The sequence below is a fragment of the Wolbachia endosymbiont of Nasonia giraulti genome, assembly GCF_048054155.1.
In the GTDB taxonomy this organism is placed as follows: domain Bacteria; phylum Pseudomonadota; class Alphaproteobacteria; order Rickettsiales; family Anaplasmataceae; genus Wolbachia; species Wolbachia pipientis_C.
The window spans coordinates 1-12,242 of sequence record NZ_JAFEVH010000027.1; the positions used below are offsets into that span (position 1 = coordinate 1).

Consider the following 12,242-nt stretch of genomic DNA (forward strand, 5'->3'; position numbering starts at 1 on the left):
AACCTCTCTAAATTTGCTCACAATCTCTTAACTTGACGCGTATGGTAGAGGGAACAGAGCTAATATTAGAAAGAGGGGAAGAGACGCATGCGGTAATGGTAACAGATAAGGGTTTAATCTATAAAGAAGAGTTTTATACGTCATTATCAGCAGTAGCCGGCAAAATAATGGGAATGAGTTATAATGGACCGCTCCTATTTGGAATGAGAGATAAGGAGAAAGAATGCTGAAAGAGGTAAGATGCGCGATATATACGAGAAAATCAAATGAAGACGGGCTAGAACAAAAGTTTAATAGTTTAGATGCACAGCGAGTAGTATGTGAGAAGTATATAAAAAGCCGAGAAGGGTGGGTAGCATTGGCAAAAAAGTACGATGATGGAGGGTTCTCAGGGAGTAATTTGAATAGACCAGCGATAAAGGAATTGTTTGAAGATGTAAAGGTAGGAGAAGTCGACTGTGTAGTAGTATATACGCTAGATAGGTTATCAAGAGAAACAAAGGACTGCATAGAAGTAACATCATTTTTTAGAAGGCACCGGATAAGTTTTGTAGCAGTAACACAAATATTCGACAATAATACGCCAATGGGAAAATTTGTACAAACAGTGCTATCAGGGGCGGCACAACTAGAAAGAGAAATGATAGTAGAGAGAGTAAAAAATAAAATAGCAACATCGAAAGAACAAGGGTTATGGATGGGAGGAAATCCACCGCTTGGCTATGATGTAAAAGAAAAGGAATTAATAATAAATGAAAAAGAAGCAAAAATAATAAAGCATATATTTGAGAGGTATATGGAGCTGAAGTCAATGGCAGAATTGGCAAGAGAGTTAAACAGAGAAGGATATCGAACGAAAGCAAAATCAGATATCTTTAAAAAGGCAACAGTGAGGAGAATAATAACAAACCCAATATATATGGGAAAAATCAGGCATTATGAGAAACAGTATAAAGGAAAGCATGAAGCGATAATAGAAGAAGAAAAATGGCAAAAAGCGCAGGAATTGATAAGTAATCAGCCATATAGAAAAGCAAAATATGAGGAAGCACTGCTAAAGGGAATAATCAAGTGCAAGAGCTGTGATGTAAATATGACTCTGACATACTCAAAAAAAGAGAACAAAAGGTATAGATATTACGTATGCAACAATCACTTAAGGGGGAAGAATTGTGAATCAGTAAATCGAACTATAGTAGCTGGGGAAATAGAAAAAGAAGTGATGAAAAGAGCCGAATGCTTATATGGGGATGGAGAAAATTTAAGCTTCAGAGAACAGAAAGAAGCAATGAAAAAATTAATAAAGGGAGTAATGGTAAAAGAAGATGGAATAGAAGTGTGTTCTGAATCAGAGGAAAAATTTATACCAATGAAGAAGAAAGGAAACAAATGCATAGTAATCGAACCAGAAGGTAAAACAAATAATGCACTATTGAAGGCAGTGGTGAGAGCCCATTCCTGGAAACGGCAATTGGAAGAAGGAAAATATAGAAGTGTGAAAGAGCTGAGTAAGAAAATAAACGTAGGTACAAGACGTATACAGCAAATTTTAAGATTAAATTATTTAGCACCAAAGATTAAGGAAGATATAGTAAATGGGAGGCAGCCAAGGGGTTTGAAGTTAGTTGATTTAAAAGAAATACCGATGCTGTGGAGTGAGCAAAGGGAGAAATTCTATGGTCTTGATTTATAAAAGCAACAGAAAAGGGCCACACAAAAAGATGTTGAAATTGATATAGAAAAGTAAGTCAATGTTACAGAATCAATTATGCGAAAATATCAATATAAATAATGAAGATTTTAGCATATCAGATGCAATAGTGATAAAAAATGTATCCAACTTTAACTGCATATTTTAATAGTAGATTTGGAGGAAAATTCTGTAAACATCAAAAAAAGCAATACTCTAAACTTCAGCACACAACTCCACGAAGTAGTACATGTCGAGCAATCTATAGCCTCTTTGAATCTGAAAGTGTACTTGAAAATTCATAAGCACTAAGTAAGTTTTTTAAGTAAAATAATTTCTTTTTTAACTTAATAAATAAACTTTCCCCTTCATTGTTGTGTAACAAGTCATATACAAAGCTATGGTCTACTTACAAGCAGTGCCTTATGTTGGCTTTTTCTATTTTTAACTCATCCATACTACAGCTTGGCAAGCTTGAATAGCATAAGGAATCTTTTTGTTCTTGCGTTTGTTTTGCCAAGGCCTTATTTCTATAAAGTAGTGGTTGAAAATGATCATGGCCTCCATTTACCATATGTAAGGCACTATTGTGACTATAATCTATCTTACCTGCTTTTGATCCTGAGCTATCTATTAACTGATGCAAGAACGGATCTTGTTGCTTATCAATAGTGTGCAATGGGTTACTTTCTGCAACATGCAATTTCACACCATACTTATCACAAAGTACTCTGCCCTCGATATCGGAACGTCCCCAAAATTCATTCTTTCCAATGCTATTGATATATTGGTTACACGTAATTCCACGATTTACGAGCTCACTTTCAACCTCATCAAAGTCATTGCCAATTTTACTTATAAACCACTCTGGAGGATTGTCTTGCGCAAATCTCTTACACTCATTCCTTAACTGCTCTACAGTAACTTTGATTCCCTTCTGTTGTTCTAGACTTTGCCTGAATGAATCAAAAAAACAGCTTCCATTATTGATTGCGTGCCCTAAATAGAAGTCATCAGGTATGTTTGATTTTTGCTCTTTATCACCTTGTTTTTCTACCTTTTCAATAATTTCTTCCTCTAAACCAAAAATCTTACTCCAGTTGTATTTACCTTCTAACCCCAATTTTTTACTTTCCTTTTCTGCTGCTTTAGCTAAGTCTGTTTTAGAAATATCCCCTTTTTCTTCATAGAACCTAGATAAAGTTTTAAAGATGTCTATCAGGTAAGTTTTTATGTCAAAATTCTTCTCCTTTTGTACAATATTAGACTCAATATTGCGTAAATCTTGTAATAACTTATGCCTTCTAGCAATTTCCTCCATAGAATCCCTTCTTAACTCTTCACGTTCTGTCCATTTGTTGTTAGACTCGCTTATTACTTCAGGACGCATTAATTTTCTAGACCTTTCAAAATATCCCTGTTCAATAGCATTGTAGACCGAGTAGCCACCGAGCGCGCAATCATTGCCTAACTCTTCTTCGCGACCTTTGAATTTTTCTAATATTTCTTCTCTATTACTCACTTCTACTATAATCTTGCTTTTATCCTGTATGTCAGGATACAGTCTAAGGTCTATATTTCCCAAACTAGTATAGAAAGTTAATACTATATCGCTGCCTTCTGTAAGATCTGTGTAATACCTTATGCCGTTTTCGGTTATAATTTCCATCTTACTTTTGCCAATTTTTATTATATCCCTTCTATATGATTCCTGAATTAGTTCCAGATTTCTTGTTCTATCCGTGATTCTTGCAACATCTATTATACTATCCTCTGAGTATTCTAAGTAAAATACATTATTATCGATTTTTCCATCATATAGTTGACCGCTGGTAGCAGCCTTTGCAATTCTAAAAAATTCCTCAGTATTACTAACATACTCTAAATGAGCACTGATCATATTAGCCTTATGAGCTTTGAACTTTAATTCTATTGTATCAATGACTTTTAAACTTTCTGACCTTTTTAACTTTGCTCCTCTTGATATTAATGTACATACTATATCACTGGCAATTCCATAGCTTCCTTCTAGCTGAGCAATTTTTTCTAGTACGTGATCTGCAAAGTAATAATCTTTGTCTTTAGCAAAATTTAATCTCATTCCAGAAGCTATAATCTCATTTACAACTTCTTGTAATTCAATCATGCTTTTAGCTTTTACTACCTTACTTAAAAACTCATTGCGTTTAGCAAGGTAATTTATTTGATAAATCTCTGATAAAAAACTATCGCATTTTTCATAATTGTCTTGTTTTTTACCTATAAAATCAGCTGCTCCTGCTTTTAAGAGCAAGGCTTTTACATTAGGAAATTGACGAGATGGCGAATCAAGAAGTACTGAACTATCATCCTTAACATTTAAAACTATCTTTAAGTCGTTGTCATTTTCATATTGATTTAAAAACTTTCTTAGATTTTCAACCTCTGGATCATAAGCATTATCCCAATCTTCATCAGAACTTGTAGCGAGAAGCATTTTACCTAGTTGCTCTCTTAATTTTTTTTGACTATTAGTTAATAAACATCCTATAATGTTGTCATTATCAATTGCAACTTGCAGTGGAGTTTTTCCATCGTTATTTTTTATGCTTAAATCAGCTCCTTTGCTTATGAGCAAATCCATAGTTTTTCTGCTTTGATCACTACACTTAGCAGCATAATAGTGTAAAGGTGTGTTACCTTTTTCATCTTGTATATTTGGATCAGCTTTTGCATCTAAGAGATACCCAAGATCTTCATATCCACTAGAATAAATAGCAGTATCATGCAAAAGTGTTTTACCTTTATTATCCTGCATATTTAGATCAGCACCAGCTTTGAGAAGAGAAGGAATAATTTCGTCGTATTCGAGAAACACGTTCAATATTGTTGTTCCTAGATGCCCTCTTTTTAGATTAAGAACGTACTTCAGGTCTTTATTTTTCTCGTTACTTTCTAAAAACTGCTTAAGATTTGAAAATGAGTCATAATTTCCCATATTAAAATCTTTTATAATACTATTGAGTAATTTTTGATTTAACTTTTTTTGACTCTCTTCCAGTCCTAAGTTAGGTGCATGAATAAGCCACTCATCTATTAAATCCTCTAAGTATTTTTTATCATCTATCAAACTTCTATCAGCCGAAAATAAATCTCGCTTAATGAATTCATAATAACTATCTACTGGTAATCCAGTTGCTTCTGTTTTTGGGCTACCTATTTCTGAAAACTCTTGTCCAGCACTTAGGTCACACTTCAGTTTTTGCTCATCAGTGTGTTTGCTTTGTTCACTGATAGGTTCTGCAATATATTTTACTGACCCTGTATCCATATTACCTCCTAGCTCTAGATATAGAATATATTATATAGAATGTGTAGTATGTGTCAAGTTAATTTCAACATAATCTTTTTACTACTCATATTTTTGTTAAGTTTTTATGGTGAGTACTGCTAGGTTAAAAGTTGTTTATTACTGGAAGTTTTAGCCAATTTTACTATAGATCAACAAAATTGAGAACACCAGCTATATTTAATATATAGGAATATGATGCTTTAAAGGAGTACAAAAACTGCTGAAGCTTATACAGTAACCTGCGGAGCCACTTCAGCAGAATAAACAAACATATGCTAGTATTAGTAGAGAATTATTTATAAGTCAACTAACTTTTTAAAAAAATATTTTAGTGAAGATACCATGCTAGCTAGTGTTATAAGGAATTGAATTATTGACTCTTCCTAAGATTGCAAAAAAGGTCGTATATTTGTGAGAACAAGCCGCGTAAAAATAAGGTTATAAAAATAGAAGATTTAAATTATTTCAATAAGCTTAGGCAAAAAAGTTCGTATGTAGATATGGATGAAATGGGCTAATATAGCTAGTTTTAGCGTATAGTTAAATTGTTATATTAAAAAGTTCGTATGGTACATATGGTAGACCAACCGATTCCAAGAAAAATTGTTCTCACGCTTGCTGGTTTTGGGTGCTGGAAATGGTTATATTGTTTAGGTTTTTAACAGTATATATTGCTAAATTAGTAGCAATATATTAAAGACTTTCATCAAAAATTATTCCATAAAAAATTTCTAAATAGGGGTTGATAAGTTTTAAAAATGGAGTATTGTACTGAGTAGGAAAATAGTTTTTTTTATATAGTTTATGAAAGATCAAACGAGCCTTACAACGGATTTTACGCATGCTATAGAAAATGACGACTTTAAACGGTTGGAGGAATATATTGATCAACATATTGATAAATATAATGTTAATCGTGAACTTTTAGATAAGTTGCCTTTGCTGTCCTGGGCTGCCTGTAAAAATAGTGTAAATGTAGCTCAACTTCTTCTTAGTATTGGTGCTGATATTGACATTAGATGTGACCAAAATTGGACACCTCTACACTATGCTGTTAGTGCAGGTCAATACGATATGGTTAGATTTCTTGTTGATCAAGGTGCCAGCATTTTAGCTAAGGATAATAATGTTAAGACACCTTTACGCATAGTAAATGAGCTTGGTAACACAGAAGTAGCAAACTTTTTGAGAGCAAAGCTAGATAAATATTTATTTTCTGCTATAGAAAGAAAAGATATTAGAAAGGTTAGTGATTTTCTTGATGGAGGTGCTAATATTGAGGCTAAAGGTATAAACAATCAAACGCCTTTGTGTGTAGCTTCTTGTAAGGGTAATTTGTATGTCCTTAAACTTCTTCTCAGTAGAAATGCTAAGGTTAACGTTCAAGATGATAGTAGAAAAACACCTTTACATTATGCTGCTAGGGAAGGTCATTCAGATGTAGCTGAACTTCTTCTTGGCCGTGGTACTATGATTGATGCTGAAGACTGTTTTGGTATGGCTCCTCTACACTATGCTGCTTACCACAATAGAAAAAATATGGTTAGCTTTCTTATAAAACAAGATGCCAAAATTGAGGCCGTGGATAAAGAAGCTAAAACACCTTTGCATTATGCTGCTGGGAAAGGTCATTTAGATGTAGCTGAACTTCTTCTTGACCGTGGTGCTATAATTGATGCTGAAGACCGTTTTGGTATGACTCCTCTACACTATGCTGCTTGCTACAATAGAGAGGATGTGGTTAGCTTTCTTATAAGCCGAGATGCTAAAGTTGAGGCCATGGATGAAGAAGATAAAACACCTTTACATTATGCTGCTGGGGAAGGTCATTTAGATGCAGCTAAACTTCTTCTTGACCATGATTCTATAATTAATGCTAAAGACCGTTTGGGTATAGCTCCTCTACACTATGCTGCTTACTACAATAGAGAGGGTATGGTTAGCTTTCTTATAAGCCAAGGTGCTAAAGTTGAGGCCATGGATGAAAAAGCTAGAACACCTTTACATTATGCTGCTAGGGAAGGTCATTTAGATGTAGCTAAACTTCTTCTTGAATGTGATGCTATAATTGATGCTAAGGACTGTTATGATCGGGATCCTTTATATTATGCTGATTCGTATAATAAATTAGATGTAGTTAGACTGCTTGAAGGTAGGAATGGTGTGAACACTTGTAACCCTCTTACTAATTTTTTAAGTGCATGTATCCATTCCCCTATTGCTCGTTACTTCGGAAGTGTTTGCGTAGAAGGAGCGCCAATTTTATACAGAAGGCAACGTGCCTCTGCAATTGATCACAATGCTTTGGAAGGTAGTTTACGACTCTTCAGTATCTGTAAAGGAGGAAGAGAAGGTATAGATAAAACACGTTTCAATAAAGAGATTAGTTATCTACATGAAAATGCTTATTTGTATGATGTTTTACTGTTACAAGATGAGGAAAATCAAAACACACTTTTGCATGTGGTTATTAAAGAAAATCAGGTTGATCTTGTAAAAGAACTTTTGTGTATTCTTAAGGAGCCATATCGTTCGAATAAGGTGTATAAGTGCAAGTATTTTGAAGATAAGCAAGAAAATGAAAAGCCGCTTTCTAAAGTTATTAATTCTAAGGATAAAGACGGAAAAGATGCAATTACTCTGGCTATTGAAGGTAATGACCCAGAATGTATTTCGGCTCTTTTCAAGTATTTAACTTATGAAAATATTAACAGAAGGAAAGATGTTAAAAGCGATTACACACCTCTACATGAAGCTGTGCGTTCTAGAAGTAGTAACGCAATTAGTGCGCTTCTAAAATCAGAGCATGTAAACGTTGAGCTCATAGATGGAAGATCTTACAGAGCATGGAAATATGTTAATAATGAAGAAACAAAACAATTGTTTATTAGGTATTATAGTGATAAAATTAATGATTTGCGTAAAGAATTAGCACATTGCAATGAAAAATTAGCGCAAGTCGAGTATTTCCTGTGCAGAACAAAACTTGCTTTTGTATGCTCTGCAGCTTTTGGCTCTTGTCTTAATATGTATAAAAATTTTCATGATGCAAGAAGTGGAGATATGCCAGGTGTTACCATTCATCCTCTCTTGTTGTTATTTTCTAGTGCTACAGGTCTAATAGTGTTGTGTAATCATTTTATCGATTTAACACTTTCAAAGTATAAAGAAGAAAGTGTTAGCTTGCAAAAAAAATTGGACAGTTTTAGAGAAGCAAGAGATAAGTTGGAAAATAAATTACTTCATTTTCAAGAAGGTACATCTCAGGGTATTAGGACGAATTCAATTTCTACGCAACTATCTGATTATGATGACGTACCTGGAACATTAGAATCACCTACCTCTATAAAGAGCTTTGAAAGCTCAGCAAAGGTATCCGTTTATAACCTGCCTAAGGAATTTAAGTAGCCTAATTTAGTAAGTACATAGAAGTAATCATATTAAAGAAGATATTGGTTTTTGAAGTAAGAGGAGAAAGCTCACAATCTTTGCTCATGTGTCTAAATTGGAGAACCAAGAGAAAGTTTGTTCCACAATAGAGATGTTCAAAAAAGTGTGTCAAATCAAAAAGAAAGTAATAAATTGATATAAAAAGGTGAAATAGAAAACCACTTATTGGCTGAAAGTGAAGAAAATAATAGAAAAAATGGGAGAAATGCAAAGGCTTTACGTACAAGTGCAGATTCATTTGAACTTTTAACACCAAGAGATAGAGAAGGAACCCCAAATAGTCAAAAAAAGGCAAATAAATTTACATCCAGGGCTTGAAACGAAGATTTTAAGCATATTTGCAAGACCAATCGATTTCCAAAAAAATCTTCTCATGCTAGCTGATTTTTATTGCTGAAAGTGGTTGTATTATTTAGGTTCTTAGTAATATTTAATATTAAATTAATAGTAATTCATTAAAAATTTTCATCAAAAATTATTTCAAAAAAATTTTAAATTAGGGGTTGACAAGTTTTAAAAGTGGAGTACTATTCCTGAAATACATTAGATTACTAATTTTTTATGGTATGTAAGTGTGTGATGGCTAAGGTAATTTTACTTTTGTGAGCGGGCTATGTTATGTGAGGGCATTCCAGAATTCTTGTTTGAGGGAAGATGGTCCTTTCTGTGTTGCTTGAGGAAAGAAAAAAGCTCAGGGTAAGAGTGGCTTGTTATAGTGTGATTGCTTAGTTAAGTTAGGTAAGTTTTTATAAATGTGGAGGGACAAATGACTTTAAACAATGATGATTTATTAGTTAGTGCTGCAGGAGCAGGACGCCTTAGTGACGTTAGAGAACTTCTTGAGAAAGGGGCTAATATTGAAGCTAGAGATAGTGATGGTTACACATCTTTGCATAGGGCTGCTGAAGGAGGTCATTTAGAGATAATTAGATTTCTTATAGATAAGGGGGCTAACATTGGAGCTAAAAATAAGGATGGTGGAAAACCTTTAGATGTAGCAAATACCTCTCGTCAGTCAGAAGTAGTAAACTTTTTAGGACCAAAGCAAAGTGAGTATGATAGACTTTTATTTGCTGCTGTAGAAAGTGGGAATGTTAGTGAAGTTACAAATCTTCTCAATATTGGAGCTAGTATTGAAGTTAAAGGTGTAGAAAATGCGGAGTTTAGGTTAGCCCGTTATGTAAAAAGAATTATGGAGATGAGTAATTACCATAATGTTCATTCGGAAAAAAAATCTGAGCTTGAAAGGATAAAAGGAGAATTACCAGAGTCAGTAAAGAATGCAGTATTTTCATCGGAGGTATGTATTAAAAGTGTTTACTATAGTAATGAGTATTTATATCCTGCTAGTGATTATCTTAGCCATGATAGGGATAGAAGGAGAGTATTTACTTGGAGGCCAGGGGCAAAGATAGTCCATGTCAATGGAAAATTGAGGATTGTGGATCTACTCGCAAGAAGCGTGATGTACAATATAGTATTACAAAAGAAGCTAAGTGTGATCTATCTTATGATAATGCATCAGACAATTCATCGCAAAGTGACGAAATAGGCTATAACAAAATAGGAGCTACAAGCGGAGCAAGTAAGCCGTCTTCATGGATAGATGCTGTTAAAGGTGTTTTTCAGTTTATCTCTTCCCCTTTAAGGGCTGCGTTGCCTTCATTTTCAGAAAATAGCTCTAGCCGTTCTGGTACAGCAGGAAGTAGCTCCAATCATTCTGATACAGTAAGAAACCCAAATATCCAATATACTAGCCAATTTAGTCGTGAAGTTTGTGCGAGTAATAATGCTAGCTTGATGTTTTTCTTGTTACAAGCTTTTCTAGATAAAAAGTGTCCTCTTCCTAAGTTTTCTGATGTTAATCCTGTAAAGGCTCTTTTTTACACATCGGATATTATAAAGTCGTTCAAGGAAGTATTAGAGAAGCAAGCTGAATCGAAAGGTGGTATAAAAATGCACCGCTTAGATATTAATTTTGAGAAATTATTTGAGAAGATTAATGAAAAAATTAGGAGTGGTGAATTTAATGAAATTTCAGGGATTTTAAAATCATACGCAGAGGAAGCATTGCCTGGTAGAGAACCCGGAGATCCCGGTAGATTAAGTCCGAAAAAGTTTGATAAGTTTATGGCTGAATTTAATAGAAGAATAGACCCAGTAATAAATCAATTAATGCAACAAATGTTAAGCAGATTAGAAGTGAGTGACGTAAAAGAACAACAAATAAGCTTGGAGCCTAAAAGTTATCTAAATAATACTTCTGTTCAATGTCATTTAACTCAAGCTAGAGGTCAAGGTAAAGTATTAATTCCTTAATTTTTGAATTTCATCTATCGAAAGGCCGGTAATTTGAGCGATAACATCAATAGAGACACCGGCCTTAAGTGAGTTCTTTGCCACTTCGATTTTCTCTGCTTTTCTGCCTTTTTCATGTCCGATTTGGATGCCTTCTTCTTTACCTTCTTCTCTACCTTTTTCAGTAGCATCATCAAGTTTTTGAGCGAGGACAGCCTGTTCATCAAGAATACGTTTTATTTCCTGTTCATAGGCAATAAATTCTTTTTCTGACCAGTTGAATCTATTTAGCTCTTCATAGGCCTTTTTAATTATTACATCACTACCTATTATTTTTTCCAGCTCTTCTTCACTAGTCTCATCTGCATATCGAAAAAAATAAACCCATTTTTCAACTATATTTTCCAACTGATCTTCCTTATTCTTTGGAAATTTTGGCAACTCAATAAATATAAAATAGAAATCTTTTAGATCATGCTCATTAGTGTCTTCATCTCGAATAGTATGCTTTGATTTGTACTCAGATTTATTAGGAAACAGTACACAATCTGCTATAGCAATGAAGATAATTTCCTTAAGGTTATGATACTGGTCACCTTTATCAGCTTGCCTTGAGTAAGCTTTAGCAGCATAGTATTGGGCACGTTTTTCAAAGCCTTTAGTTTTAGCGACCTGCATTTCGCAAATGTATTGAGCACCTGTAGAATCTCTACAGAGAACATCAACAATACTTTGCTTTTTAGCGGCGATATCGGGGTCTTGAATAGTACTTAAAAACTCTATATCCTTTATTTCATTTTTACCAGTAAAGCCAAGAATATCATTGAGGAAGTGAATAAGGATATCTCTATTTTTTTCAGTACCGAAGATACGCTTAAACGATACATCATTTTTGGGATCAAGAAACTTAGAAAAAGTCATAAGAAAGAACCTTAAAAAGCATTAATAATTATACATAATTCTGAAGAAATGTTCAAGTTTTTTATTTTTTTAAGTTTTGAATGCGTTGATGAAAAAAATGTCTCCCATAGATGGCTTTAGAATGCTACTACGCACCTTAGACGTCCTTTTGTACATCTTTTATTAACCCTTCTATAAAGCGCCTTAAAAGGCCGGCAAATGGATGCTATGAGTTTGGAGCTGTAGGAGACATCAAAGATACCCTTTTTGGTGTATAAAAATACGAATCTACGACAACATCGTTTAAAGAAATTAGCAGCTATTAATATCTTCTACCTTTTCATAAAAAAATAAACAAAAAAAAATTGAAAATTTGATTTGACTTCACCCAAAAGCTATGGCTTTATGCCAATACTGCTAAGAAAATAACAGTAAACATTTAAAAATAATTTATTATTAGTGAAGGGTATATTATATGAACAATAAGAATAAAAGTAAAGATCGTAAAAAAGAAATAGAGTTCCGAATTGACCTTACCCAGAAAAAGTGGAGAGAAAGAAAGGAGTTTTTTCG

The 12,242-nt window shown here is 33.7% G+C and carries 6 protein-coding genes and 2 pseudogenes; 6 read left to right on the forward strand and 2 right to left on the reverse strand.

The features are described from left to right. Nucleotides 1-44: 44 nt before the first annotated feature. Both JR312_RS04355 and JR312_RS04360 read left to right on the forward strand, forming a co-directional pair. Nucleotides 45-230, forward strand: a pseudogene (locus tag JR312_RS04355) (DUF2924 domain-containing protein); the annotation flags it as partial. Further along, nucleotides 224-1,693: a recombinase family protein gene (locus JR312_RS04360; RefSeq protein ID WP_010082246.1), complete on the forward strand. Its 1,470-nt coding sequence runs from the start codon at nt 224-226 to the stop codon at nt 1,691-1,693. The pseudogene JR312_RS04355 and the gene JR312_RS04360, both read left to right, overlap by 7 nt. A gap of 406 nt (nt 1,694-2,099) precedes the next feature. Here the strand turns inward: JR312_RS04360 and JR312_RS04365 are convergent, their stop codons facing one another. Beyond that, nucleotides 2,100-5,000: an ankyrin repeat domain-containing protein gene (locus JR312_RS04365; RefSeq protein WP_182365070.1), complete on the reverse strand. Its 2,901-nt coding sequence runs from the start codon at nt 4,998-5,000 to the stop codon at nt 2,100-2,102. An 825-nt stretch (nt 5,001-5,825) separates the two neighbouring features. On the opposite strand from JR312_RS04365, the gene JR312_RS04370 reads away from it, so the two are divergent. From JR312_RS04370 to JR312_RS04385, 4 genes and pseudogenes are all read left to right on the forward strand, one after another. Further along, a complete protein-coding gene (locus JR312_RS04370; protein ID WP_208571662.1) occupies nt 5,826-8,429 on the forward strand; it encodes an ankyrin repeat domain-containing protein in 2,604 nt (867 codons plus the stop codon). A gap of 183 nt (nt 8,430-8,612) precedes the next feature. Next, nucleotides 8,613-8,862: pseudogene (locus tag JR312_RS04375) on the forward strand (transposase); the annotation flags it as partial. A gap of 375 nt (nt 8,863-9,237) precedes the next feature. After that, a complete protein-coding gene (locus JR312_RS04380) occupies nt 9,238-10,023 on the forward strand; it encodes an ankyrin repeat domain-containing protein (RefSeq protein ID WP_246165624.1) in 786 nt (261 codons plus the stop codon). Continuing rightward, the gene (locus tag JR312_RS04385) at nt 9,951-10,790 is read left to right on the forward strand and encodes a hypothetical protein (RefSeq protein WP_265017885.1); all 840 of its coding nucleotides are present in this window, start codon (nt 9,951-9,953) and stop codon (nt 10,788-10,790) included. Before JR312_RS04380 ends, JR312_RS04385 begins: the two co-directional genes overlap by 73 nt. Here JR312_RS04385 and JR312_RS04390 read toward each other — a convergent pair. Then, nucleotides 10,779-11,690, reverse strand: coding sequence for an Rpn family recombination-promoting nuclease/putative transposase (locus JR312_RS04390; protein WP_015589128.1), 912 nt, complete (start codon nt 11,688-11,690; stop codon nt 10,779-10,781). The genes JR312_RS04385 and JR312_RS04390 overlap by 12 nt on opposite strands. Nucleotides 11,691-12,242: the final 552 nt, after the last annotated feature.

Bases quoted from the DNA above. Each gene is read 5' to 3' on its own strand.
- JR312_RS04360 (WP_010082246.1), top strand. From the start codon at position 224: ATGCTGAAAGAGGTAAGATGCGCGATATATACGAGAAAATCAAATGAA.
- JR312_RS04365 (WP_182365070.1), bottom strand. From the start codon at position 5,000: ATGGATACAGGGTCAGTAAAATATATTGCAGAACCTATCAGTGAACAA.
- JR312_RS04380 (WP_246165624.1), top strand. From the start codon at position 9,238: ATGACTTTAAACAATGATGATTTATTAGTTAGTGCTGCAGGAGCAGGA.
- JR312_RS04390 (WP_015589128.1), bottom strand. From the start codon at position 11,690: ATGACTTTTTCTAAGTTTCTTGATCCCAAAAATGATGTATCGTTTAAG.
- JR312_RS04370 (WP_208571662.1), top strand. From the start codon at position 5,826: ATGAAAGATCAAACGAGCCTTACAACGGATTTTACGCATGCTATAGAA.